Source organism: Streptomyces celluloflavus (assembly GCA_000720995.1).
GTDB lineage: Bacteria > Actinomycetota > Actinomycetes > Streptomycetales > Streptomycetaceae > Streptomyces > Streptomyces celluloflavus.
The window spans coordinates 62,140-85,967 of sequence record JOEL01000018.1; the positions used below are offsets into that span (position 1 = coordinate 62,140).

Consider the following 23,828-nt stretch of genomic DNA (forward strand, 5'->3'; position numbering starts at 1 on the left):
CGGGCATTGCCCACCCACCCCACGATCCCGAGTTGGACTGATGAACCTCACGAAGAACACCCGTCGCGCCGCCGCCGCGGCGCTGACCGTGCCCATCCTGCTGTTCACCGCTGCCTGCGGGTCCGACGACGGCAAGGGCTCGTCCGACGGAGCCGTCGTCAAGGTGGAGGGCAAGGAGGGGGCGAAGCCCGAGATCACCGTGCCCAAGGACGCCAAGCCCGCCGACAAGGCCGTCACCAAGAACCTCATCGAGGGCAAGGGCGAGGTAGTCAAGAAGGGTGATCTGGTCCGGCTGGACTTCGCCGCACAGACGATGAAGGGCCAGAACCTCGGCAGCAGCTGGACGCCGCAGCCCGGTGCCAAGGCGGGTGCGCCGCGTACCCAGGTCGTCAGCGAGGTCACCGACCAGATGACCCAGCAGATGCTGCCGCCGAAGGTGATGTCCGCGGTGGCCGGGCAGAAGGTCGGCAGCCGCTTCGAGGTCGAGGGCACCGCCAAGGCGCTGATCGGCGAGGGGCTGAACCCGCAGTCGGGCATCAAGCCCGAGGACGGCCTGGTGTGGGTCGTCGATGTGGTCGGCGCGAAGAAGGTCGACAAGAAGGCCAAGGCCGAGGGTGAGCAGGCGGCGCCGGAGAGCGGTATGCCCGAGGTGAAGGCCGCGGACGAGAAGGCCGCGACGATCACCGTCCCCAAGGGGGAGAAGGCGCCGACCGATCTCAAGGAGCAGGTCCTCATCAAGGGCAAGGGCCCCGAGGTGAAGGCCGGTGACGGGCTGATCGCGCAGTACACCGGTGTGAAGTGGGAGGACGGCAAGAAGTTCGACTCGTCCTGGGACCACGGTGGCGCGACCGCCTTCCAGATCGGCACGGGTCAGGTCGTCCAGGGCTGGGACAAGGCCCTGGTCGGCAAGCACGTCGGTGACCGGGTGGAGATCGTGATCCCGCCGAAGCTGGGTTACGGCGCGAGCCCGCAGCACGAGCTGGCGAAGAACACCCTCGTCTTCGTGGTCGACGTCGTCGGCACCGTCTGACCGCGGTCTGCCAGACTGTCGCAGTAATCGTCGTGATTCGTAAGTAGGAGCACATTCGTGAGCATCGACAAGCCCGAGATCGAATTCCCCGAGGGCCCGGCTCCCACCGAGCTGGAAATCGTGGACCTGTGGGAGGGTGACGGGCCGGTCGCGCAGGCCGGGGCCACGGTCGCCGTCCACTACGTCGGCGTCGCCTTCAGCACCGGCGAGGAGTTCGACGCGAGCTGGAACCACGGCAGGCCGCTCCAGTTCCAGCTCGGGGCCGGCCAGGTCATCTCCGGCTGGGACCAGGGTGTGCAGGGCATGAAGGTCGGCGGCCGCCGCCGGCTGACGATTCCGCCGCACCTCGCGTACGGCGACCGCGGCGCCGGCGGCCGGATCGCCCCGGGCGAGACGCTGATCTTCGTCTGTGACCTGGTCTCCGTCTGAGACCGCCGCCGACACGTCCGAGGGCCCGTGCCTGCCCAGGCACGGGCCCTCGGCTTTTGCCGTGAGCAGCCTGGACGGTACGGTCAACGGTCGGGAGTGCCACGAGAAAGGGCGTCGATGGCGATTGCCAAGGCCGAGCGGCTGATGAACCTCGCGCTGTGCCTGCTGGGGACGCGCCGCCCGCTGACCAAGCGCGAACTGCGGTCGTCCATCGAGGCGTACATCGAGGCGAACAGCGACGATTCGTTCAACCGCATGTTCGAGCGGGACAAGGACGATCTGCGCGAGCTGGGCCTGGTCATCGAGACCGTCGACAGCATCGACGGCGAGGTCGGCTATCTCGCCCGCCGCGACAGCAACCGCCTGCCCCCGATCACGCTGGACGCGGAGGAGGCCGCCGCCCTGGGACTGGCCGCCAAGATCTGGCAGCAGGCCCGGCTGGCCGGTGCCGCCAGTGGCGCGCTGCAGAAGCTGCGGGCGGCCGGGATGCCGCTGGCCGCCGACGACGGCGACTTCGACGCGGGGGCGCCGCACAGCGCGCTCGAACCCCGCATCCCCGCCCACGAAGCCGCCTTCGAGCCGCTGATGCTGGCCTGCCGGGACCGCCGCCCGGTGGTCTTCGACTACCGCAAGTCCAACGCCGCCCGCCCCGAGCCGCGGCAGGTCGAACCGTGGATCCTGGAGTGCTGGCGCGGCCACTGGTACGTCGCGGGCTGGGACCGGGACCGACGCGCCGAGCGGGTCTTCCGGCTCTCCCGGATCACCGGCCGGGTCCGCTCCCGGCAGGGGGCGTTCACCGCGCCGGTGCCCGACCACGTCACCGTCCGCGAGACGGTCGAGAGCTGGGCGGGCGAGACCGCCACCGGTATGGCCCGGATCAAGCTCCGCGCCGACCACGGCTATCCGCTGCGCGCCCGCGCGCTCACCGTCCGGGCGCTGGGCGACGGCTGGGACGAGCTGGAGATCCCCAACGGACGCGGACTCGACGCCTGGCTGGTGGAGTTCGGGCCGGACGTGGTGGTGCTGGAACCCGCCGAACTGCGGGCCGATGTCGTGGACCGGCTGCGCGCCGTGGCCAAGGGCTGAGAGGGACACGAGAACCCATGGCGACCAACGCGATCGACCAGACCCGCCGGATGCTGTCCCTGGTGACCTATCTGCGCGAGCGCCCCGGCGCCCGCGTCAGCGACGTCGCCCGCGCCTTCGGCATCACCGAGGACGAGCTGATCGCCGACCTCGACGTCCTGCCGATGTGCGGTACGAGCTTCCGCGGCGGCGACCTCCTGGACATCGACACCGACGGCGACCGCATCTGGTGGCACAACCCCGACGATGTCGCCGAGCCGCTGCGGCTGGCGGCCGACGAGGCCACCGCCCTGCTGGTCGCGGCCCGCGCCGTGGCCACTCTCCCCGGACTGCGCGAGGGCGACCGCCAGGCGCTGCTGCGCGCCACCGCCAAGCTGGAGGCGGCGGCCGGCGAGGCGGCGGGCGCCAGTGCCCGGCTCTCGGTGACCTTCGAATCCGAGGGCGGGGTCTTCGCCGATGTGGACCGCGCCATCGCCGAGCGGCGCCGGCTCTGGCTGCGCTACTACTCGCCGGCCCGCGACGAGCTGACCGAGCGCGAGGTGGACCCGATCCGCCTCTTCGCCGTCGGGCACACCTATGTGGAGGCGTGGTGCCGGCTCTCGGAGGCCCGCCGGACCTTCCGGCTGGACCGCGTCGCCGAGATCAGGCTGCTGGACGCGCCCGCCGACCCACCGCCCATCGAACTGCGTGACCTCTCGGAGGGCCTGGTGCAGCCCGCCGCCGAGGACCCCGAGGTCTCCATCGAGGTCGGGCCGGGCGGCCGCTGGGTCGCCGAGTACTACCCGCACGACAGCGCCGAGGAGCTCCCCGACGGCGGACTGCGCATCACCCTGCGCACCCCCGACCCGGCGTCGCTGCGGCGGCTGGGGCTGCGGCTGGGCCGGGACGGCCGGATCGTGTCGCCGCAGGCGCTGGCCGACAGCGCGCGGCAGGCGGCGGCGCAGGCCCTCGCGGCGTACGACGACTGAGCGCGGCTCCCGGGACACCGTACGGAGGAGGCAGCGGAGGATGACGACCACGACGGCGACCACCACCCTGGCGACGATGGCCGCGCCGGTGTTCTTCAAGGCGGCCTGCCCGGACTGCCGGGGCCGCTTCGAACTGGCCTCGGACGCCTTCCGGCTGGCCATCGGCGGCAGCCGCCGCACCACCTTCTACTCCTTCACCTGCCCCGCCTGCGCCCGCCCGGTGCGCAGGCCGGCCGGCGAGCGGATCGTCGAGCTGCTGACCGGCGGCGGGGTCCGTACGCTCCGGCTGCACACCGGCTGACACCGTCCCCGTACGGCACCCCGCGGCTTTCCGCGGACGCCCGATAGGCTCACCCCATGCTCTGGCCCATGATCGCTGTCGCCCTCGGCTTCCTCGGTATCGCCGTGCTCGGTGTCCTCGCCATCCGGGTCTTCGTCGAGGTACGGCGGCTGGCCCGCCAGGTCGGTGCGGCGTCGGAGCGGATCCAGCGGGCCGCACAGGACCTGGAGCGGGCCGCGACGCCGCTCGCCTCGCGGGTGCACGAGGCGACGCGGGACTGACACCTGCGGCACCCTGCTGCGACGGGAATCCGGGAGGTACGCTGCACCCGCGGACCGCACCGCGAGCAGGGGGAGGCAATCCGGAGTATGCACAGGGATTGCCCAGCGTTCACCACCGAACGTTACGATCGACGCAGCACCAGGACGCCAGTCCGACCCCATCGGCAGGCACCACAGCAGACGCCGCCCCGGCGAGAAGGTAGTCGCACATGCTCAGCAACCTGAGGCCCACCGAGATCATTCTGATTCTCGTCGTCGTCGTGCTGCTGTTCGGCGCCAAGAAGCTTCCGGACATGGCGCGTTCGCTCGGCAAGTCGGCTCGTATCCTCAAGAGCGAGGCCAAGGCCATGAAGAAGGAGGGCGAGGCGGAGAAGGCCGCGGCCGGTGCCGCGCCCGAGGCTGCCCCCGACGCCGCTCAGCAGACCGTGCCGCGCACGATCCAGGCGGCTCCCGGCGATGTGAGCAGCGCGCGTCCGGTGGCCGAGCCGAACCGCACCCCCCAGAGCTGACCTGAGCCGACCCAGCCGCACCGACCACGTCGGGAGCGGCTGACGCACGAGACGAGGAAGTGGGTTGCCCAAGTCCGCCCGCAAGCAGGAGAAGGACCCCGACGGGCGGATGCCGCTCGCGGAGCATCTGCGTGAGCTGCGCAACCGGCTGCTGAAGTCGGTGCTGGCGATCGTGGTGATCAGTGCCGTGGCGATGTGGCAGTACCCGGCGATCGCCCACTTCGTCACGGGTCCGGTCATCGACGCCGTCGGCTGCCCCGACACCGCCGCCGGCCTCGGGCCGCGTACGCATCCGTGTGCCCAGGTCACCGCCAACGGTCTGCTGGCGCCGTTCACGATCATGCTCAAGCTGTCGCTCACCACGGGGCTCGTGGCGGCCAGCCCGATCTGGCTCTACCAGTTCTGGGCCTTCCTCGCCCCGGGCCTGCACTCCCACGAGAAGAAGTACGCGCTGACCTTCGTCGGCGCCGGCGCGCCGCTCTTCCTCGGCGGCGCCTACCTCGCCTACGCGGTGCTGCCCACCACGGCCGGCGCGCTGGTCGGACTGACCCCCAGCGATTGGACCAACCTCTTCCCGGCCGACGAGTTCCTGGACATCGTGACCCGCATGGTCATCGTCTTCGGACTCGCCTTCGAGCTGCCGCTGCTCCTGGTGCTGCTGAATCTGGGCGGGGTGCTCTCCGGCCGCCGGATCCTGAGCTGGTGGCGGTTCATGGTGCTGGGCATCACGATCTTCTCGGCCATCGCCACCCCCACCGGTGACCCGCTGACCATGTGTCTGCTGGCCGCGCCGATAGTGCTGCTGTTCTTCGGTGCCGTCGGCATCTGCCTCTTCAACGACCGCCGCCGCCAGCGCAACAACCCGGACGCGGAGCTGAGCGACGACGAGGCGTCCGAGCTCGACCTGACGCCCGCCCCGGTCGCCGAGATCGAGCCGGTGGCCTCCAACCGGATGCTCCCGGAGCAGGCGAGCGGTGACTCCGGCAAGGACGAACCGCCGCGCCGCAACGGCTACGACGACGTGACCTGATCCGTCCGGCGTCCCTCCGGGTGACCGGCGGGACACGGTCCGTCGTGGATGACGGCCCCCGCGCTCGCTTCGAGCCGGGGGCCGTTCCGCTGCCGGGGGCGGGACGGGGCGTATCGAGACGGGGGCCGCCGGTACGGGTTCGGCGCGTACCGGCCCTCATCGCGTACCGGCCCTCATAAAGATCGGGTCGTTGTCAGAGGGGGCCGGTAGGCTCGTAAGCACGATGACCGAGGACATGTCCCCTGCTGAGCGCTATGCCGCCGCCAAGCTCAGGGCGGCCGAGCAGGCCACCGCACTCGCCCCTTTCCGAGAGATGTACGACTTCGACCTGGATCCGTTCCAGATCGAGGCGTGTCAGGCCATGGAGGCCGGGAAGGGCGTGCTGGTCGCGGCCCCCACCGGATCCGGCAAGACGATCGTCGGCGAATTCGCCGTCCACCTGGCCCTGGAACAGGGCCGCAAGTGCTTCTACACCACGCCCATCAAGGCGCTGTCGAACCAGAAGTTCCAGGATCTGGTCAAGCGCTACGGCGCCGGCAAGGTCGGCCTGCTGACCGGCGACAACAGTGTCAACGCCGATGCCCCGGTGGTCGTGATGACCACCGAGGTGCTGCGGAACATGCTCTACGCCGGCTCGCGGTCGCTGTCCGGGCTCGGCTATGTGGTCATGGACGAGGTGCACTACCTCTCCGACCGCTTCCGGGGCGCCGTCTGGGAAGAGGTCATCATCCACCTCCCGGAGTCGGTGACCCTGGTGTCGCTCTCGGCCACGGTCTCCAACGCCGAGGAGTTCGGCGACTGGCTGGACACGGTCCGTGGCGACACCGCCGTGATCGTCTCCGAGCACCGGCCGGTGCCGCTGTGGCAGCACGTCCTCGCGGGCCGCCGGATATACGACCTGTTCGAGGAGCGCGACGGACAGGGCGGCGGCCGCCGCGAGGTCAACCCCGACCTGGAGCGGCTGGCGCGGATGGAGAACAGCCGGCAGACGTTCGGCCGGGACAAGCGGCGGGCCCGCACCATGCGCGAGGCGGACCGCGAGCGCGAGCGGCGCCAGCGCAACCGGATCTGGACGCCCGGCCGGGCCGAGGTCATCGACCGCCTCGACAACGAGGGCCTGCTGCCCGCGATCACCTTCATCTTCAGCCGGGCGGGCTGCGAGGCGGCCGTCCAGCAGTGCCTCTACTCGGGCCTGCGGCTCAACGACCAGGAGGGCCGGGAGAAGGTCCGCCGCATAGTGGAGGCCCGGACGGCCGGCATCCCGGACCACGACCTCCATGTGCTGGGCTACTTCGAGTGGCTGGAAGGTCTGGAGCGGGGCATCGCGGCGCACCACGCCGGCATGCTGCCGACCTTCAAGGAGGTCGTGGAGGAACTGTTCGTCAAGGGGCTGGTCAAGGCCGTCTTCGCGACCGAGACGCTCGCCCTGGGCATCAACATGCCCGCGCGGTCGGTGGTGTTGGAGAAGCTCGTCAAGTGGAACGGCGAACAGCACGCCGACATCACCCCCGGTGAGTACACCCAGCTCACCGGCCGGGCCGGGCGGCGCGGTATCGATGTCGAGGGCCACGCCGTGGTGCTGTGGCAGCGCGGTATGGACCCGGGCGCGCTGGCCGGTCTCGCCGGGACTCGGACGTATCCGCTACGGTCCTCCTTCCGGCCGTCGTACAACATGGCCGTCAATCTCGTCTCGCAGTTCGGCAGGCACCGCTCGCGGGAACTGCTGGAGATGTCCTTCGCGCAGTTCCAGGCCGACAAGTCGGTGGTCGGGATCACGCGGCAGGTGCAGAAGAACGAAGAGGGCCTGGCGGGCTACCGCGGTTCGATGACCTGCCATCTCGGCGACTTCGAGGAGTACTCCCGGCTGCGGCGGAACCTCAAGGACCGCGAGACGGAGCTGGCCAAGCAGGGCGCCGTGCAGCAGCGGGCGGCCGCCGCGGCGGCGCTGGAGAAGCTCAAACCCGGCGACGTCATCCACGTGCCGACCGGCAAGTACGCGGGTCTCGCGCTGGTGCTGGATCCGGGCATGCCGCCGGGGCGGACGAACGGCTACCGCGGTTTCGACGCGCAGGACGGCCCGCGGCCGCTGGTGCTCACCGCCGAGCGGCAGGTCAAGCGGCTGGCGTCGATCGACTTCCCGGTGCCCGTCGAGGCGCTGGAGCGGATGCGGATCCCCAAGTCCTTCAACGCCCGCAGCCCGCAGTCGCGCCGCGATCTGGCGTCCGCGCTGCGCACGAAGGCCGGGCACCTCGTACCGTCGCGCCATCGCAAGCCCCGCTCGGCGGCCGCCGACGACCGGGAGATCACGCGGCTGCGTACGGAGATCCGGGCGCACCCCTGCCACGGGTGCGACGAGCGTGAGGACCACGCCCGCTGGGCCGAGCGCTACCACCGGCTGCTGCGGGACACCCGCCAGCTGGAGCGGCGGATCGAGGGGCGGACGAACACCATCGCGCGCACCTTCGACCGGATCTGCGCCCTGCTGACCGAGCTGGCGTACCTCGAAGGCGACACCGTCACGGACGAGGGCCGCCGGCTGGCCCGCCTCTACGGCGAGCTGGACCTGCTGGCGAGCGAGTGCCTGCGCGACGGCGTGTGGGAGGGGCTCGACCCGGCCGAACTGGCGGCCTGCGCCTCGGCGCTGGTGTACGAGGCGCGGCAGGCGGACGACGCGGTGGCGCCCAAGCTGCCGGCCGGCCGGGCCAAGGACGCGCTGGCGGAGATGGTCCGCATCTGGGGCCGGCTGGACGCCCTGGAGGAGAACCACAAGATCAACCAGGCGGAGGGCGTCGGCCAGCGCGAGCCGGACCTCGGCTTCGCCTGGGCCGCGTACCGCTGGGCCTCCGGTGCCGGCCTCGACGAGGTGCTCCAGGAAGCGGAGATGCCGGCCGGCGACTTCGTCCGCTGGTGCAAGCAGCTGATCGACGTCCTCGGCCAGATCGCCGCGGCGGCCCCGCCCGGCGGCACGGTCGCACGTGCCGCCCGCAAGGCGGTGGACGGTGTGCTGCGCGGTGTCGTGGCCTATTCCTCGGTGGGCTGAGCGGTGAGCGACGGCGCCCGGCCGGGATCCGGCCGGGCGCCGTCGCCGTCGTCCGGCGCCGGGCGCGTTACGCGGCGGCCCGCTCCGCGTCGCGCTTGGCGACCTCCTCGCGGACGATCGGGATGACGTACCGGCCGAAGTCGATCGCGTCGTCGAGCAGGTCGTAACCGCGCGCGGAGAGGATCTCCACGCCCAGGTCGTAGTAGTCGAGCAGGGCCTGCGCGACGGTCTCCGGTGTGCCGACCAGGGCGGTGGAGTTGCCCGCGCCGCCGGTCTCCGCCGCGGTCGGCGTCCACAGTGCCCGGTCGTGCCGCTCACCCTGGGCGGCCACCGCGAGCAGCCGCTGCGAACCGGCGTTCTGCGGGTTCGTCAGCGGGTGCCGGCGGCTGAGCGTGCCGCCCGCCTTGCGTGCCTTGATCCGTTCCAGGGTGCGGTGCGCCTTCTCCCAGGCCAGTTCCTCGGTCGGCGCGATGACCGGCCGGAACGCGACCTGGATCCGAGGCACGTCGGTGCGGCCGGCCGCCCGCGCCGCCTCCTTGACCGAGGCGATCTGCTCGGCGGTCTGCGCCAGCGGCTCGCCCCACAGGCAGTAGATGTCCGCCTCGGCACCGCCCGCCGCGTACGCCGCCGCCGAGGAACCGCCGAACGACACCTGCGGGTGCGGCTGTTGGACGGGGAAGGTGTCCGAGACGAAGTCGTGGAAGCGGTAGTGGGTGCCCTCGTGGTCGAAGGGCTCGTGGCTGGTCCAGATCTTCTTGACGAGGCGGATGTACTCGCGGGTGCGGTCGTAGCGCTCGTCCTTGGTGAGGGTGTCGCCCTCGCGGCCCTGTTCGTGGTCGTTGCCGCCGGTGATGAAGTGCACGGCGAGCCGGCCGTCGCTGATCCGGTCCAGTGTGGCGAAGGTCTTCGCGGCGAACGTCGGATAGGAGACGTTGGGCCGGTGCGCCACCAGGAGTTGGAGGGTCTCGGTGCGCGCGGCGATATAGGCGGCGGCCGGGGACGGGTCGGGGGAGCCGGAAGCGTAGGCGAACAGCACCCGGTCCCAGCCGTACTCCTGGTGGGCGCGGGCCAGCTTCAGCGTGTAGTCCTTGTCGAAGGAGACGCCGGAGCGCGGGGTGACTTCGGAACCGTCGTTGGTTGCGGCAATGCCGAGGAACTCGACAGGCATGGGTGCGGCCTCGTCTTCTCGTAGGTCATGCGGGCGTACGGAATCGCCGTACGGGGAAGGGTGGTGCGCTACGGAGAAGTCAGCGGCAACAGGAAGCGGACCACACTCGACCGAAGTCGATGTGGTCGCGGGTGACCAGCCGCGGCTGAGGAGGCATACCGCCAGTTGAACAGGCGTCCGTGCGCCGCGTCAACCAATTCCTGTGGCGGACGGCCCACTTCGCGGCGCAGCGGAGGAGCGGATGGGGCGGGGCGGGCGCATGGTGGAGGACGCGTCCCACGGCGGGCCGGGGGCGGCCGGGCCGTGAACGGGCGGCCGGGCGCCGGCCGTGGGCGCGGCCGACCGGATATCTCCCTTCAGGAAGGACGCCATGAGTTCACGCAGAACGTTTCCGGCCACCGACACCGACACCGACACCGACACCGCCGCGGGCACGGGCGAGGGGACCGGCCGGGCCGCAGCGCCCGTGCGGCGCTTCGGGAAGGTCATCAGGCTGCGGCCCGAGCACCGGGAGAAGTATCTGCGGCTGCACGCCGATGTCTGGCCCGCCGTACTGGCGACGATCACCGCCTGCGGGCTCCGCAACTACTCGATCTTCCTCCAGGGCGATCTGCTCTTCTCGTACGTCGAGTACGCCGGCGACGACTACGCCGCCGATATGGCGCGGATGGCCGCCGATCCGGTGACCCGGGAGTGGTGGCGGCTCACCGACCCCTGCCAGCAGCAGACCGAGGGAGCGGTGGCGGGGGAGTGGTGGACGCCGATGCGCGAGGTCTTCCACCACGACTGAGCCCTCGGCGCGGCCGGGACGGGGCGCGGTCCGGGGGTGCGCCCGTGTCCTGCAATACGCGATATGTCGCGTATTATCCTGCCTTCCAATGTCGAGATATATTCGGGAGCGGATATGCGGGAGGGGGTGAAAGTCATGATGGCGAGGCGGCGGAAGCTGAGCAATCCCCTGGCGCTGGCGGTGATGGCGCTGCTCGGCGAGCGGGCGATGCATCCGTACGAGATGGCCCGGCTGCTGCGGCTGCGCGGCAAGGACGAGACCATCAAGATTAATTACGGATCTCTCTACACCGTCGTCCAGAGCCTGGAGCGGCACGGGTTCGTGGAGCCCGTCGGCACCCAGCGCGAGGGGCGCCGCCCCGAGCGCACGCTCTACGGGCTCACCCCGTCCGGCCAGGAGGAACTGCACGACTGGCTCGCCGACCTGGTGTCCGTCCCCGTCAGGGAGTTCCCGGCGTTCGCCGCGGCGCTCTCGATGCTGCTGGTGCTGCCGCTCGACGAGGCGTGCGAACTGCTCGACGAGCGGGTCGGCCGGCTGACATCGCAGTGCGCCGCGGCCCGCGACGCGCTGACCGGCTTCGCCGACAAGGTGCCGCGCATCGTGCTGATCGAGTCGGAGTACCAACTCCATATGACACAGGCCGAGATCGCCTGGATCCGCGCCTTCCGTGAGGAACTGGCGGAGGGCTCCGTCAGCGGCGTCGCGGAGTGGCGCGAGCGGGGCGAGAGCGGGGAGATCCCCGAGGCGTGGCGGGCGCTGGAGGGCGGTCCGGCGGAGGACTGACCGGAGGTACGACTCCGGTGGGGCCGCGCCAACGGCCCGAACGGACCCGTGGGAAGGGGGCCGGGCGCCCTTCGCCGGGCCCCGGGCCCGGACGTCCGGGAGCGCGCCGTCCGGATGCCGGGCGGCGCGCTCCGGTGGGTGTGTACGGGTCAGCGGGCGGCCGTCGGGCCCGGTGCGCGGTTCGGGCGGGTGCCGTCCGGCGCGGGACCGCCCGGCGCCTGGAGGCAGCGGCCCGTGCGGAGGCGGAGGACGGCGCGGATGCCGAGGAAGAGCAGGACGCCGATGGGGGAGAGCAGGACGGTCAGGGCCAGCAGCGGCCCCGTCACCAGCGGGTGGACGCCGAGCGCGCGGGCCTCGCGGTACATCCACTGCCCCAGGAAGAGGTCCCAGGCGATCACCTGCGCCCAGATCGCCCCGGCGCCGCCGCCGAGCGCCACCAGTTCCTGGAAGCCGGCCAGGCCGGGGCTGCTCACCGCCGCCCACAGCTGCGGGAACACCGGGACGGCCAGGGCGAGATAGACCGCGAGGACCGGCACCATCGGCAGCGGCGAGGCGGCGATCCGGTCGGTCCACCGCCACCCCGGGGCGAAGATCAGCAGTGCCCAGAACGGTGCCGCGAGAGCGAAGGCCAGATCGAAGAGGGTGCTGTTGGTCATCCCGTCAATTCCCCTTCATGAGCGAGGTGTTGGATGCCTCGGTGCTCGTGTGCGCCGGTGGTGCGGGGGCGGCCGGGTCCGGCGGCAGGACCGGCTCCGACGGCCGGGGCGGCCGGTTGCCGGTGGAGGCGGGCCGCCGCCGCAGTGCCACGTACGTCCCGGCCGCCGTTGCCGCGAGGACGGCGCCGAGCGAGACCAGGGTCGCCGCGTCCGGGCGGAGCAGCGCCTGGCCGCGGAGTGCCTGCCAGGTGGTCAGCGCGAGCAGTGCGGCGCACCAGCCGGCCGCGACCAGCACCAGGCGCAGCCGTACCCGCTCGTCCCGCAGCCGGGCGAACCGGCCGGTCAGTGCCTCGATCCCGAACAGGAACAGGGGCAGCGCCTGGAGCGCGTGCATACCGACGAAGTGCGGGATGCGCAGATCGCCGCCGGTGGTGTTCCAGCCGGTGAGCGCCATGGCCGGGCCGCCGTCGGGGACGCCGACGCTGTGTGCGCCGATCACGGTCCGCACCCCGGCGGCCTGCTGGTCCGGGGTGCGTATCAGCATCAGCCCGCCGAGCAGCAGGCCGATCAGGGCCAGCGCCAGGCCGAGCCGGATCGCCCAGGTCGCGGCGCGGTCGCCCAGCGGGGCTCGGAAGAGGAGGACCGCGATGAGCAGGGTGCCCGCCCACAGGACCGCGACGGTGACGCCCATCGTCGTGAACAGGGCCCCGTCCAGCGGGGTTTCGACGTTGAAGTGGCTGCGCCGGCCGCGTACGGCCTGGCCGGTGATGACCGCCATCTCGACGAGCCCGGACGCCACGACGGTGTGCGCGGCCCACCGGCCGGCCCGGCTCGGGGCGGCGCGCCGGGACAGCATCCAGTCCAGCGTGAGCCCGTATGCCGCGAACGACACCGCGAACTTGAACGGTTTGAACCAGATCGGCGCGCCGGCCAGGACGCGGTCGTCGACGATCAGGCCGGCCGCCGCGACGACGGCGAGTGCGGCCATCGCCCAGGAGAAGGCGAGCAGTGAACGGTGTCTGGTCATGAAGCCCCCATGGAGTGGACAGCAGAGTTATGGATAGTGGCGCTCTCTGCTATCTGATAGCGGGACTATCTATGATGGGGAGCGGATTGGCAAATACCGGGAGGCGGCGCGGCGGCCGGACGGTACGGAACGCCGGAACGCCGGAGCACCGGCCCGGCGTAGGAGAGGGCGGCAGATGCGCATCGGGGAACTGAGCCGGGAGACGGGTGTGGCGGTCCCGACGATCAAGTACTACGTACGGGAGAAGCTGCTGCCCGCGGGCCGGCTGACCAGCCCCAACCAGGCCAGCTACGACGACACCCACGTGCGCAGACTGCGGCTGATCCGCGGGCTGATGGATGTCGGAGGGCTCTCGGTCTCGGCCGTCCGCGAGGTGCTCGCCGCCGTCGACTCACCGGGGCCGGTGCACGAGGTGCTGGGTGCGGCGCAGGACGCGATCACCCCGCCGGTCACCGCGCGGCCGGCGGGGATGGAGGAGGCGCGGCGCGCGGTCCTGGAGCTGCTGCGCCGCCGCGGCTGGTGCATCGAACCGGCGCACCCGTCCGTCGAGGCCATCGCGGTCGCGCTGGCCGCCTTCCGGGGCTTCGGGCACGGCGAGTTCGAGGAGGTGCTGGACGCCTACGCCGCGGCGTGCGAGCGGATCGCCGTCGCCGATCTGGCGTTCGTGGGGCGCCATGCGGAGGTCGACGGGATCGTGGAGAGCGTGGTCATCGGGACCGTACTGGGGGACGCGGTGCTGACGGCGATGCGCCGCCTCGCGCATATGGACGCGTCGGCCCGCCGGTACGGCGAGGAGGGCCGGGAAGCGGGCGAGGGCGCCCGGGAGGTGTCCGGCGGACCGGACACGCCCTCCTGACGGGCGCCCTCGGGGCGTACCGCGCCGGTGCGCGGCGCGGGGGTGCGTGCCCGGTGATGCGGCCGAGGCGCGCGTGGCCGGGCGTGGTGCGGGTGGATCAGGAGGTGGCGGCCGCGGGCTCCTGCTCCGCCTCGACCTGCCGGTTCCAGTCGCGCTTGGACGCCTGCCAGCCGTCCTCGTCGTGGCCGCGGCGCCAGTAGCCGGAGATCGACAGGTCCTCGCGCGGGATCTCCCGCTCGACCCGCAGCAGCCGCCGCAGCTCCTTCACGAAGCCCGCCTCACCGTGCACGAACGCCTGCACCTGGCCGGGCGGGAACTCCAGCGCCGCCACGGCGGCGACCAGTTCACGGCCGACCGGCGCGCCGTCGCGGTGCAGCCAGGTGATCTCGGCGCCGGCCGGTGCGTCCAGCTCCTGCCGCTCCGCGCCGTCCGCGACCTCGATGAAGGCGTGCACCGGCGTGCCCGCCGGTATCCGCGCGAGGGAGGCCGCGATGGCCGGCAGCGCGCTCTCGTCGCCCGCCAGCAGATGCCAGTCGGCGTCCGCCCGCGGTGCGTACCCGCCGCCGGGGCCCAGCAGCAGCGCCTCCGCGCCCGGCTGCACCGTGGCCGCCCACGGCCCGGCCAGCCCCTCGTCGCCGTGCACCACGAAGTCGACGGCCAGCTCGCCGGTCTCCGCGTTCCAGGACCGCACGGTGTACGTACGGGTCCTGGGCCACTGGTCGCGCGGGAAGTCGGCGCGGATCCGCGCCATGTCGAACGGCTCGGGGTAGGCCACTCCGGGCAGCGGGAAGACCAGCTTGACGTAGTGGTCGGAGTACTCGCCCGCCACGAACTTCGCCAGTCCCGCACCGCCCAGCACCACCCGCACCATGTGCGGGGTGAGCCGCTCGGTGCGCACGACCTCGGCGCGGTGCAGTACGGGCTTCTGGCGGGCTGGACGCTCTGCTGCCACGGCGGTCTCCCTGACACGGTGAATGGTTAGGTTTACCTAACCTAACAGTTCACCCTTGGAGGGTGGAGAGCAACCGCTGCAAAGATCCGCCCAAGCCCCACCGCGCGGCGAGCGCCGCCAGCCGCTCGGGATCGGCGGGCGCGGCCGGCAGCGCGTGACCGGCGTCCGGAACCGGAACGTCGGTGGCCACCCGTACGACCGTCGGGGCGACGTCGAGGTAGGGGCCCGCCTCGGTCAGCCGCTTGCGCTGCGACGGGGTCAGCTTCGAGGCCGGATCGCCGGCGGCGGCCCGGATGCCCGCCAGGTCGCCGTACGCGGCCAGCAGCTTGGCGGCGGTCTTCTCGCCGATGCCCGGCACGCCCGGCAGACCGTCGCTGGGGTCGCCGCGCAGCAGCGCCAGATCGGCGTAGCCGGGCCCGTCCACGCCGTACCTCTCGCGCAGCCACGCCTCATCGGTGATCTGGAGCGTGCCGACGCCCTTGAGCGGATACAGGACACGGATGCCGCGCCGGTCGTCGACGAGCTGGAAGAGGTCGCGGTCGCCGGTGACGATGTCCACCGGTCCGTCCGCCCGGCCGGTCAGGGTGCCGATGACGTCGTCCGCCTCGTAGCCCGCGGACCCGATGCGCGCGATGCCGAGCGCGTCGAGGACCTCCTCGATCACCGGGACCTGCGGTGCGAGGGTGTCCGGGATCTCCTCCGCCGGGGCCGCGGCATCCCCGGGGGCCTCCTCGGCGACCCGGTGCGCCTTGTACGTGGGGATCAGCTCGACCCGCCACTGGGGGCGCCAGTCGGCGTCCATGCAGGCGACCAGGTCGTCGGGGTGGTGGTCCTGGACGAGCCGGGCGATGAAGTCCAGCAGGCCGCGCACCGCGTTGACGGGTGTGCCGTCCGGGGCCCGGACCGAGTCCGGCACCCCGAAATAGGCGCGGAAGTACAGGGAAGCGGTGTCGAGGAGCATCAGGCGTCGAGTCACCTACCGCATGATGCCGTATGGCTCAAGCGCCCCATGGATGTGAACTGGATCACTGTTCGGTTTGAGGCGGGGCGGGCCGGGCAGGCGCGCAGCCGGAGTGGACCCGGCGGAATATCGATTTTTCCACCGGTATAGGCGGGCGGAACCCGCGCCGCTCCACGACCTGCCTACGGGGGTGGCAGGTCGTTTCTCGTGCGACAAGAGAGGTGTATGTGTCCAGGCTGCAAGCCGAACACCTGTACAAAGTGTTCGGCAGACGACCCGAGGACGCGGTCCGCAAGCTCGAAGCCGGCGCCAGCCGCGACGAGCTGCGGTCCGAAGGCACGACCGCCGCGGTGATCGACGCGTCGATCGAGGTGGACGAGGGCCAGATTTTCGTCGTCATGGGTCTGTCCGGATCCGGTAAGTCCACGCTGTTGCGTACGCTCAACGGGCTGCTGGAGCCGACTGCCGGGACCGTCCGCTTCGACGGCCAGGATCTGACCTCGCTCAGCGACAAAGAACTGCGCAAGGTCCGCTCCCAGAAGATCTCCATGGTCTTCCAGCACTTCGCGCTCTTCCCGCACCGCAGCGTGCTGGAGAACGCCGGCTACGGGCTGGAGGTGCAGGGCGTACCGCGGGCCGAACGCGAGCGGCGCGCCACCGAGGCGCTGGAACTCACCGGCCTCAAGGGCTGGGAGAAGTCCTGGCCCGACGAGCTCTCCGGCGGGATGCAGCAGCGCGTGGGCCTGGCCCGTGCGCTGGCCACCGACGCCGATCTGCTGCTGATGGACGAGTCCTTCAGCGCCCTCGACCCGCTGATCCGCCGCGATATGCAGGACCAGCTGCTGGAGCTCCAGAAGACCCTGAAGAAGACCATCGTCTTCATCACCCACGACCTCAACGAGGCGATGCGCCTCGGCGACCGGATCGCCGTCATGCGCGACGGCCGGATCGTGCAGATCGGCAGTGCCGAGGACATCCTCGTCACCCCGGCCAACGACTATGTCGCGTCCTTCACCCAGGACGTGGACCGCACCCGGGTGCTCACCGCCGGCGCGATCATGGCCGACACCGACACCGTGTTCGGCACCACCACCGCGCAGGGCAAGAAGATCGGCACCGCCGAGGAGTTCCTCGCCGCCGCGCCCGCCACGGCCCGCGTCGACACCCCCATCGCCGAGCTGTTCACCCCCTGCTCGACCAGCACCGTCCCGGTCGCCGTCACCGACGAGCGGGGCGAGGTCCTCGGCGCCGTACCGGCCGGCCGGCTGCTCGCCGTCCTCGGCGAGCCCAAGAAGCAGGAACCGCCCGCCCCCGCCGCGCAGGCCCCGGAAAACGGGCACCGGACCGCGGACCGCGACCCCGAGGGCAAGGTGATCGCCGGTGCCTAGGATCCAGATAGGCAGCTGGGCCAGCGGCCTCGTCGACTGGCTGCGGGACAACGTCGCCTGGCTCTTCGACTTCATCACGTATGTCCTGAACGGGTTCTACAACGCGGTCCACGTGGTCCTGGCCGCCCCCGCACCGCTCGTCCTCGCCGGCATCCTCGCGATCCTCGCCTGGTGGCTGCGCGGTCTGCCGGCGGCTCTGCTGACGTTCCTCGGCTTCGCGCTGATCGATTCGATCGAGCAGTGGAACGAGACCGTGTCGTCGCTGTCCCTGGTGCTGGTGGCCTGCATCATCACGGTCGCCGTCGCCATCCCGCTCGGCATCCTGGCGGCCCGCAGCCGCGCGGTGGGCGGGGTGCTGCGCCCGGTGCTGGACCTGATGCAGACGATGCCCGCGATGGTCTACCTGATCCCCGGCATCCTCTTCTTCGGCCTCGGCGTCGTCCCGGGCATCGTGGCCACCATCGTCTTCTCCATGCCGCCCGCGGTCCGCATGACCGAGCTGGGCATCCGGCAGGTCGACGAGGAACTCGTCGAGGCGGCCGAGGCGTTCGGCACCCCGCCGCGGCGCACGCTCTTCCGTGTGCAGCTGCCGCTGGCGCTGCCCACGATCATGGCCGGTATCAACCAGGTCATCATGCTGGCGCTGTCCATGGTCGTCATCGCCGGCATGGTCGGCGGCGGCGGTCTGGGCGGTTCCGTCTACAACTCGCTCAGCTCCGTGGACGTGAAGCTGGGCGCCGAGGCGGGTCTGTCGGTCGTCATCCTCGCCGTGTACCTGGACCGGATGACCGGTGCGCTCAACCAGCGCGTCTCCCCGCTCGGCCGGCGCGCGCTCGCCAAGGCGCAGGCGGCGCTCGGCGGGATGAAGTTCCTCTACTGGAAGCCCGCCACCTCCCTCGCCACCGTCGGTGTGGTCGTGCTCGCACTGGTCGCCGGCGGGATGAGCGTCTTCGGCAAGGACAGCGCCGGCAAGGGTGCCGCGGCCAGCGACGGCGGCGGCCGCTCGATCAGCCTCGGCTACGTCAACTGGGACGAGGGCCGGGCCACCACCTTCCTGTGGAAGGAAATCCTCGAACAGCGCGGCTTCAAGCCCAAGGTCCAGGCCCTGGACGCCGGTCCGCTCTTCGCCGGCCAGGCCCGCGGGGACATCGACGTGCAGTCCAACGCCTGGCTGCCGACGACCCACGCCGAGTACTGGAAGAAGTACCAGGACAAGCTGGAGGACCTGGGCACCTGGTACGACAAGACCTCCCTGGAGATCGCGGTCCCGTCCTACATGAAGGACATCAAGACCCTCGACGACCTCAAGGGCAAGGGCGGCGAGCTGGGCGGCCGGATCACCGGTATCGAGCCGGGCGCCGGCGAGATGAAGATCCTCAAGGACAAGGTCCTCAAGGCGTACGGCCTGGAGGACGAGTACAAGGTCCAGGAGTCCAGCACCTCGTCGATGCTCACCGAGCTGGACCGCGCCATCCACGACAAGAAGCCGATCGCCGTCACGCTCTGGTCCCCGCACTGGGCGTACAACAAGTACGACCTCACCAAGCTCAAGGACCCCAAGGGCGCCTTCGGCTCCGGTGACAGCCTGCACATGCTGGGCCGCAAGGGCTTCTCGAAGGACGAGCCCCAGGTCGCCGGGTGGATGAAGAACTTCCACCTGGACGAGGAGCAGCTCACCAGCCTGGAGAACGAGGTCACCAAGGCCGGCGTGGGCCATGAGCAGGACGGTGTCCGCGCCTGGCTCAAGAAGAACCCGGGCCTGGTCGACAAGCTGGCCCCGTCCGCGAACGCCGACTACGCCAAGGGCAAGGACGCGGGCAAGGCCCCCAACATCGGCTACCCCGCGTGGGACGAGGGCATCGCCACCACGTACCTGTGGAAGAACGTCCTGGAGAAGCGCGGCTACAAGCCGAACATCCGCAACCTCGACGTCGGCCCGATGTGGACCGGCCTGTCCACGGGGCAGATCGACGTCGAGACCGATGGCTGGCTGCCGGTCGCGCAGAAGCAGTACTGGGACAAGTATCAGAACGATCTCGTCGACGTCGGGGCCTGGTACGACAAGACGTCCCTGGAGATCGCGGTGCCCTCGTACGTCAAGGGCGTGAAGACCCTCGACGATCTGCGGGAGCACAAGGACGAGTTCAAGGGCAAGATCATCGGGATCGAGCCGGGCACCGGCCAGATGAAGCGCCTCAAGGAGGTCGTCGCGCCCGAGTACGGCCTGACGGACTTCGAGGTCACCGAGGCCGGTACCAGCGCCATGCTCGCCGAGCTGGAGCGGGCCTACGCCAAGAAGGAGCCGGTCGCGGTCGTCCTGTGGTCCCCGCACTGGGCGTACAGCAAGTACGACCTCACCAAGCTCGCGGACCCCAAGGGCACCTGGGGCGCAAACAACCAGATCAAGACCATCGCCAACAAGTCGTTCCCGGAGAAGTTCCCGGAGTTCAACGGCTGGCTGAAGAACTGGAAGATGAGCCCCGAGGAGCTCGGCAGCCTGGAGCAGGCCATCCAGGACGCCGGCAAGGGCCATGAGGACCAGGGCGTCGAGAAGTGGATCGACGCCCACCCGGGCATCGTCGACAAGATGGCCCCGGTGAAGTAACCCGCGCCGGACCACCGACGCAGACGCGGCGAGCCCCGCCCCGGCACCGAGCCGGCGGCGGGGCTCGCCGCATCCGTCCCGTACCTGTGGCCCGTCCCGCCGCGCCACCCGCCCGCGTACGGTGGGCGGATGACTCCTCGCCGTGCCGTCCGCCGTGTGGTGTCCCTGGTGCCCTCCCTCACCGAAGCGGTGGCGGCGGGCGATCCCGAGCTGCTGGTCGGCGCCACCGACTGGTGCAGCCACCCCGCCGGACTCGACGTAAGCCGTATCGGCGGCACCAAGAATCCCGACACCGCCCGGATCGCCGCCCTCGCACCCGATCTCGTGATCGCCAACGAGGAGGAGAACCGCCCCCAGGACCTCGACGCGCTGCGGGCCGCGGGGCTGGACGTGCTGGTCACCGAGATCCGCACCCTCGACCAGGCGCTCGGCGAACTGGCCCGGGTACTGGTGCACGGCTGCGGGCTGCCCCGTCCCGGCTGGCTGGACGCCGCCGAGGCCGCCTGGCGCGACCTGCCGGCCCGCCCGGCGGAGGTGACCGCCGTGGTGCCCGTCTGGCGGCGGCCGTGGATGGTGCTGGGCCGGGACACCTTCGCCGGTGACCTCCTCGCCCGCCTCGGCGTGCACAACCGCTACGCCGGGCACGCCGACCGCTATCCGCGCATCCCGCTCGGGGAACTGCGCGACTGCGGCGCCGGTCTCGTGGTCCTCCCGGACGAGCCGTACCGCTTCACCGCCGAGGACGGCCCCGAGGCGTTCCCCGGCCTGCCCGCCGCGCTGGTCAGCGGCCGCCATCTCACCTGGTACGGACCGTCGTTGACGCGGGCACCCGGCGAGCTGGCGGCCGCGGTGGACGCGGCGCTGAACACGACGGCGGGCTGAGGCGGGCGTCCGGCCCTGCCTCAGCCCGCCGTCATCGGACGGGGTCCCGCCCGGTTACGCCGTGGCCGGCTGCGGCTGCGGCTTCGCCGGCGGGGCGAGGAGCCGGCCGCTGGCCAGCCCCATCGCGGTGCGGGTACCGGCCACCACGACGGCTGTCACCAGCAGCAGGTACAGGGCCACCGCGAGCCAGGTGAACGCCGTCAGACCGGTGTGCCGGGCGAGGCCCGCGGCGCCGGTGACACAGGTGCCGACGGGGAAGGTGAAGCCCCACCAGGTCATCGCGAAGGTCATCCCGCCGCGGAACGCACGTATCACCATGGCCGCCGCGAGCGCCAGCCACAGCAGCGCGAAGCCCATCACCGGCACGCCGTACAGCACCGCGAACGCTCCCATCGCGTGCGCGTAGGAGGCGTCGACCGTCCCGGGGGCGGCGTCGGCGAGGTTGTTGACCGCGGTGGTGGACTGGCCCAGCGGGCCGAGGACGAGAAACAGCGTCGGCGTCAGGGCGAGCGGCAGCGGACCGTGGTGGATCAGCCGGGCCAGGATGACCGGCAGCATGATGAGCGTGGCCAGCAGCGACATGCCGAACATCGCGTAGCAGGCGAGCAGCATCGCCTCCTGCCACTGGCCGGCCGGCAGATGCGGCACCAGGGCCGGGCCGAGCGCCGCGGAGACCATCGGCGCGACCAGCGGCAGGATCCAGACCGGTGAGGCGGTACCGGTCTCGATCCGGTGCCGGGTCACCATCAGGTACGGGATCGCCGCGGCGGCCGCGAGTCCGACGAGGGTGCCCAGGATCCACAGCACACTGTCGGCGGCGACGGCGGCGCTCTCGCCGATCAGGTCCTTGCCGACGGCGAGGGTGCCGCCGCCGACCGCGAGCAGCGCCATCGACAGGCACCCGTAGAACGGCGCGACCGTCGGATCCAGCAGATGCCCCCTGGCCTGGTCGGTGTGGCGGGCCCAGTGCACGGTCCGGGCGGCCACCAGCGTCAGCAGCATCAGCGCCGACAGCGCCCAGACGACCCGGTACGCCACGCGCAGGCCCGGTATGTCGAGCGGCAGGGTCGCGCCGGCGTTGGCGACGATCGCCGTGCCCATCACGGCGGCGTACCAGTTCGGCCCGAGATGGCGGACGGAGGGGACCGCGTCGGGGGTGGCGCCGGTGGCGGCCGTGGACCGGGAAGGTGCTTGCGCGAGTGTTGCCATGGCATCAGCGTCGCCCGCCCGGTCCGGCCCCACCAGGGACATCGTGTCTATGGGGACATAAGCTGGAGTTATGTGCAGCGGGGTGGACGGGGGCGTGACGGGCGGTGCGGGGCGCGCCCGGGGGACGACGGCGCGCGGCGGCGAACGGGCGCGGACATGAGCGGCGCACCGGGGGAGCGGGTACCGGAGGGTGGCGTGCCGCTGGCGCACCGGGTGCCGGATCTCGGCGCGCTGGAGCTGCTGCTCGCGGTCGCCCGGCTCGGCAGTCTGGGGCGGGCGGCGCGGGCGACCGGGATCACCCAGCCCGCCGCCAGCAGCCGCATCCGCTCGATGGAGCGGCAGCTGGGCGTCGCGCTGGTGGACCGCTCGCCGCGCGGCTCCGAGCTCACCGACGCCGGCGTCCTCGTCACGGACTGGGCGCGCCGGGTGGTGGAGGCGGCCGAGGCGTTCGACGCGGGCGCGCAGGCGCTGCGCGGGCGCCGGGACTCCCGGCTGCGGGTCGCGGCCAGCATGACCATCGCCGAGTACCTCCTGCCCGGCTGGCTGGTGGCGCTGCGCGCCCAGCGGCCGGGGACCGCCGTCTCGCTCTTCGCGGGCAACTCCAGCGCGGTCGCCGCCCGGCTGCTGGCGGGCGAGGCGGACCTCGGATTCGTCGAGGGGCTCGATGTACCGGCGGGCCTGGACGGCGCGGTCATCGGCCGCGACCGGCTGATCGTCGTCGCCGCGCCGGCCCACCCCTGGTCCCGGCGCCGCCGGGAGCTGACCGCCGCCGAACTCGCCGCGACCCCGCTGATCCTGCGCGAACGCGGCTCCGGTACCCGTCAGGTGCTGGACGCGGCGCTGGCCGGGCACGGCGGCCTGGCGGACCCGCTCCTCGAACTCGCCTCCACCACCGCGGTCAAGGCCGCCGTGGTCAGTGAGGCGGCACCCTCCGTGCTGAGCGAACTGGCCGTCGGCGAGGAACTGACCGCCCGCCGGCTGGTCGAGATCCCGGTCGCCGGCCTCCGCCTGGTCCGTGATCTGCGCGCCGTCTGGCCCACCGGCCAGCGCCCGGCGGGTCCGGCCCGGCACCTGCTGGGGCTGACCCGCGGCGCGGCCTGACGGCCGGGCCCGCCGGGTGCATCGCCCCTCGGCGCGGCCGGGCCCGTCACCCCGCGGCGCACGCCCGGTCGCGGGCCGCGGCCACCAGGGCGTCCATCACCCGGGTGTCCGTACCGGCCTCCGGATGCCACTGGACGGCCAGCGTGAAACCGCGCGCGGCCGGCAGCTCCAGCGCCTCGACGGTGCCGTCCGCCGCGTACGCCGAGACGCGCAGCCCGCGCCCGAGCCGGTCCACCGCCTGGTGGTGGTACGTCGGCACGGAGACCGGTTCGGGCAGGGTGGCGCCCAGCAGCGTCCCCGCGACCGGTTCGACGGTGTGCCGGGCGAAGACCCCGGGCGGACCGGCGTGGTCGTCCAGATGCTGGACGAGGGTGCCGCCCAGCGCCACGTTCAGCAGTTGCAGCCCCCGGCAGATGCCCAGCAGCGGGACGCCGCCCGTCAACGCGGCCTCGATCAGGGCCAGTTCCCAGGCGTCCCGCTTTGCGGCGGGCGGCCCGGTCAGGGGGTGCGGCTCGGCGCCGTAGCGGGCCGGTGCCACGTCCGGGCCGCCGGCGATCACCAGCCCGTCCAGGCGGGCCACCGCCGCCGCGGCGGCGGCCGGGTCGTCCGGCGGCAGCAGCGCCGCGAGCCCGCCGGAGCGCTGGACCAGCCGGGGGTATCCGGCGGGCAGCAGGGCGGCGGGCAGCGTCCACACCCCCCAACGGGCCTCTTCCAGATAGGTGCTGATGCCGATGAGCGGCTGGGACATCGGGTCCTCCGGGTGGTGCGGGGATGCGTACGGGCGGAGCGGCCGGCGG

At 72.0% G+C, this 23,828-nt stretch carries 23 protein-coding genes; 16 read left to right on the forward strand and 7 right to left on the reverse strand.

Features of this window, described 5'->3' with window-relative positions:
- Positions 1-40: 40 nt before the first annotated feature.
- The 9 genes from IH09_RS18840 to IH09_RS18880 all read left to right on the forward strand — a co-directional run bounded on the left by IH09_RS18840 (position 41) and on the right by IH09_RS18880 (position 8,653).
- The gene (locus IH09_RS18840; protein WP_052857607.1) at positions 41-1,030 is read left to right on the forward strand and encodes an FKBP-type peptidyl-prolyl cis-trans isomerase; all 990 of its coding nucleotides are present in this window, start codon (positions 41-43) and stop codon (positions 1,028-1,030) included.
- Positions 1,031-1,087: 57 nt separating this feature from the next.
- A complete protein-coding gene (locus IH09_RS18845; RefSeq protein ID WP_052857609.1) occupies positions 1,088-1,459 on the forward strand; it encodes an FKBP-type peptidyl-prolyl cis-trans isomerase in 372 nt (123 codons plus the stop codon).
- 117 nt (positions 1,460-1,576) lie between these two features.
- Positions 1,577-2,545, forward strand: coding sequence for a helix-turn-helix transcriptional regulator (locus IH09_RS18850; RefSeq protein ID WP_052857611.1), 969 nt, complete (start codon positions 1,577-1,579; stop codon positions 2,543-2,545).
- A 17-nt stretch (positions 2,546-2,562) separates the two neighbouring features.
- Complete coding sequence (locus tag IH09_RS18855; protein ID WP_052857622.1) at positions 2,563-3,513, forward strand: helix-turn-helix transcriptional regulator; 951 nt, start codon at positions 2,563-2,565, stop codon at positions 3,511-3,513.
- Positions 3,514-3,553: 40 nt separating this feature from the next.
- A complete protein-coding gene (locus IH09_RS18860) occupies positions 3,554-3,814 on the forward strand; it encodes a hypothetical protein (protein ID WP_052857624.1) in 261 nt (86 codons plus the stop codon).
- 56 nt (positions 3,815-3,870) lie between these two features.
- Positions 3,871-4,074, forward strand: coding sequence for a hypothetical protein (locus tag IH09_RS18865; protein ID WP_052857627.1), 204 nt, complete (start codon positions 3,871-3,873; stop codon positions 4,072-4,074).
- Positions 4,075-4,283: 209 nt separating this feature from the next.
- On the forward strand, positions 4,284-4,583 hold the full coding sequence (gene tatA, locus IH09_RS18870) for a Sec-independent protein translocase subunit TatA (RefSeq protein ID WP_052857630.1): 300 nt from the start codon (positions 4,284-4,286) through the stop codon (positions 4,581-4,583).
- Positions 4,584-4,647: 64 nt separating this feature from the next.
- Complete coding sequence (gene tatC / locus IH09_RS18875) at positions 4,648-5,613, forward strand: twin-arginine translocase subunit TatC (RefSeq protein WP_052857632.1); 966 nt, start codon at positions 4,648-4,650, stop codon at positions 5,611-5,613.
- A 223-nt stretch (positions 5,614-5,836) separates the two neighbouring features.
- Positions 5,837-8,653, forward strand: a complete 2,817-nt coding sequence (locus IH09_RS18880; protein ID WP_052857634.1) for a DEAD/DEAH box helicase — start codon at positions 5,837-5,839, stop codon at positions 8,651-8,653.
- A 67-nt stretch (positions 8,654-8,720) separates the two neighbouring features.
- Here the strand turns inward: IH09_RS18880 and IH09_RS18885 are convergent, their stop codons facing one another.
- Positions 8,721-9,821, reverse strand: a complete 1,101-nt coding sequence (locus tag IH09_RS18885) for an LLM class flavin-dependent oxidoreductase (protein WP_052857638.1) — start codon at positions 9,819-9,821, stop codon at positions 8,721-8,723.
- Positions 9,822-10,191: 370 nt separating this feature from the next.
- Here IH09_RS18885 and IH09_RS18890 point away from each other — a divergent pair, with 370 nt between their 5' ends.
- Together IH09_RS18890 and IH09_RS18895 are read left to right on the forward strand one after the other, a co-directional pair.
- Positions 10,192-10,611 (forward strand): L-rhamnose mutarotase, encoded by a 420-nt coding sequence (locus tag IH09_RS18890; RefSeq protein WP_110952411.1) that lies wholly within the window; start codon positions 10,192-10,194, stop codon positions 10,609-10,611.
- Between the two features lie 63 nt (positions 10,612-10,674).
- Positions 10,675-11,394, forward strand: a complete 720-nt coding sequence (locus tag IH09_RS18895) for a PadR family transcriptional regulator (protein WP_318279486.1) — start codon at positions 10,675-10,677, stop codon at positions 11,392-11,394.
- A gap of 149 nt (positions 11,395-11,543) precedes the next feature.
- Here the strand turns inward: IH09_RS18895 and IH09_RS18900 are convergent, their stop codons facing one another.
- Positions 11,544-12,050, reverse strand: coding sequence for an ABA4-like family protein (locus tag IH09_RS18900; RefSeq protein ID WP_052857639.1), 507 nt, complete (start codon positions 12,048-12,050; stop codon positions 11,544-11,546).
- Positions 12,051-12,054: 4 nt separating this feature from the next.
- Complete coding sequence (locus IH09_RS18905) at positions 12,055-13,038, reverse strand: hypothetical protein (RefSeq protein ID WP_110952412.1); 984 nt, start codon at positions 13,036-13,038, stop codon at positions 12,055-12,057.
- A gap of 214 nt (positions 13,039-13,252) precedes the next feature.
- Between IH09_RS18905 and IH09_RS18910 the strand changes: the two genes are divergently transcribed.
- Positions 13,253-13,933, forward strand: coding sequence for a MerR family transcriptional regulator (locus IH09_RS18910; protein ID WP_052857640.1), 681 nt, complete (start codon positions 13,253-13,255; stop codon positions 13,931-13,933).
- 97 nt (positions 13,934-14,030) lie between these two features.
- Here the strand turns inward: IH09_RS18910 and IH09_RS18915 are convergent, their stop codons facing one another.
- Positions 14,031-14,885 carry an SIP domain-containing protein gene (locus IH09_RS18915; RefSeq protein WP_052857642.1) on the reverse strand — a complete coding sequence of 285 codons (855 nt, stop codon included), beginning with the start codon at positions 14,883-14,885 and terminating at the stop codon, positions 14,031-14,033.
- A 49-nt stretch (positions 14,886-14,934) separates the two neighbouring features.
- The gene (locus tag IH09_RS18920; protein WP_052857644.1) at positions 14,935-15,846 is read right to left on the reverse strand and encodes a 5'-3' exonuclease; all 912 of its coding nucleotides are present in this window, start codon (positions 15,844-15,846) and stop codon (positions 14,935-14,937) included.
- A gap of 227 nt (positions 15,847-16,073) precedes the next feature.
- Between IH09_RS18920 and IH09_RS18925 the strand changes: the two genes are divergently transcribed.
- The 3 genes from IH09_RS18925 to IH09_RS18935 all read left to right on the forward strand — a co-directional run bounded on the left by IH09_RS18925 (position 16,074) and on the right by IH09_RS18935 (position 20,721).
- On the forward strand, positions 16,074-17,234 hold the full coding sequence (locus IH09_RS18925) for a quaternary amine ABC transporter ATP-binding protein (protein WP_052857761.1): 1,161 nt from the start codon (positions 16,074-16,076) through the stop codon (positions 17,232-17,234).
- Positions 17,227-19,839: an ABC transporter permease/substrate binding protein gene (locus IH09_RS18930; protein WP_052857646.1), complete on the forward strand. Its 2,613-nt coding sequence runs from the start codon at positions 17,227-17,229 to the stop codon at positions 19,837-19,839. Before IH09_RS18925 ends, IH09_RS18930 begins: the two co-directional genes overlap by 8 nt.
- Before the next feature lie 129 nt (positions 19,840-19,968).
- Positions 19,969-20,721: a helical backbone metal receptor gene (locus IH09_RS18935; protein ID WP_052857648.1), complete on the forward strand. Its 753-nt coding sequence runs from the start codon at positions 19,969-19,971 to the stop codon at positions 20,719-20,721.
- 54 nt (positions 20,722-20,775) lie between these two features.
- Here IH09_RS18935 and IH09_RS18940 read toward each other — a convergent pair whose 3' ends face one another.
- Complete coding sequence (locus tag IH09_RS18940; RefSeq protein WP_052857650.1) at positions 20,776-21,930, reverse strand: TDT family transporter; 1,155 nt, start codon at positions 21,928-21,930, stop codon at positions 20,776-20,778.
- A 156-nt stretch (positions 21,931-22,086) separates the two neighbouring features.
- On the opposite strand from IH09_RS18940, the gene IH09_RS18945 reads away from it, so the two are divergent.
- The gene (locus IH09_RS18945; protein WP_094794613.1) at positions 22,087-23,031 is read left to right on the forward strand and encodes a LysR family transcriptional regulator; all 945 of its coding nucleotides are present in this window, start codon (positions 22,087-22,089) and stop codon (positions 23,029-23,031) included.
- A 46-nt stretch (positions 23,032-23,077) separates the two neighbouring features.
- On the opposite strand, the gene IH09_RS18950 is transcribed toward IH09_RS18945, so the two are convergent.
- Positions 23,078-23,779: a gamma-glutamyl-gamma-aminobutyrate hydrolase family protein gene (locus tag IH09_RS18950; RefSeq protein WP_052857652.1), complete on the reverse strand. Its 702-nt coding sequence runs from the start codon at positions 23,777-23,779 to the stop codon at positions 23,078-23,080.
- Positions 23,780-23,828 lie beyond the last annotated feature (49 nt).

Coding starts and splice junctions, on each gene's coding strand:
- IH09_RS18840 (WP_052857607.1), top strand. CDS start 41: ATGAACCTCACGAAGAACACCCGTCGCGCCGCCGCCGCGGCGCTGACC.
- IH09_RS18850 (WP_052857611.1), top strand. CDS start 1,577: ATGGCGATTGCCAAGGCCGAGCGGCTGATGAACCTCGCGCTGTGCCTG.
- IH09_RS18855 (WP_052857622.1), top strand. CDS start 2,563: ATGGCGACCAACGCGATCGACCAGACCCGCCGGATGCTGTCCCTGGTG.
- IH09_RS18860 (WP_052857624.1), top strand. CDS start 3,554: ATGACGACCACGACGGCGACCACCACCCTGGCGACGATGGCCGCGCCG.
- IH09_RS18865 (WP_052857627.1), top strand. CDS start 3,871: ATGCTCTGGCCCATGATCGCTGTCGCCCTCGGCTTCCTCGGTATCGCC.
- tatA (WP_052857630.1), top strand. CDS start 4,284: ATGCTCAGCAACCTGAGGCCCACCGAGATCATTCTGATTCTCGTCGTC.
- IH09_RS18880 (WP_052857634.1), top strand. CDS start 5,837: ATGACCGAGGACATGTCCCCTGCTGAGCGCTATGCCGCCGCCAAGCTC.
- IH09_RS18885 (WP_052857638.1), bottom strand. CDS start 9,821: ATGCCTGTCGAGTTCCTCGGCATTGCCGCAACCAACGACGGTTCCGAA.
- IH09_RS18890 (WP_110952411.1), top strand. CDS start 10,192: ATGAGTTCACGCAGAACGTTTCCGGCCACCGACACCGACACCGACACC.
- IH09_RS18895 (WP_318279486.1), top strand. CDS start 10,675: ATGTCGCGTATTATCCTGCCTTCCAATGTCGAGATATATTCGGGAGCG.
- IH09_RS18900 (WP_052857639.1), bottom strand. CDS start 12,050: ATGACCAACAGCACCCTCTTCGATCTGGCCTTCGCTCTCGCGGCACCG.
- IH09_RS18905 (WP_110952412.1), bottom strand. CDS start 13,038: ATGGCCGCACTCGCCGTCGTCGCGGCGGCCGGCCTGATCGTCGACGAC.
- IH09_RS18910 (WP_052857640.1), top strand. CDS start 13,253: ATGCGCATCGGGGAACTGAGCCGGGAGACGGGTGTGGCGGTCCCGACG.
- IH09_RS18920 (WP_052857644.1), bottom strand. CDS start 15,846: ATGCTCCTCGACACCGCTTCCCTGTACTTCCGCGCCTATTTCGGGGTG.
- IH09_RS18935 (WP_052857648.1), top strand. CDS start 19,969: ATGACTCCTCGCCGTGCCGTCCGCCGTGTGGTGTCCCTGGTGCCCTCC.
- IH09_RS18940 (WP_052857650.1), bottom strand. CDS start 21,930: ATGGCAACACTCGCGCAAGCACCTTCCCGGTCCACGGCCGCCACCGGC.
- IH09_RS18945 (WP_094794613.1), top strand. CDS start 22,087: ATGAGCGGCGCACCGGGGGAGCGGGTACCGGAGGGTGGCGTGCCGCTG.
- IH09_RS18950 (WP_052857652.1), bottom strand. CDS start 23,779: ATGTCCCAGCCGCTCATCGGCATCAGCACCTATCTGGAAGAGGCCCGT.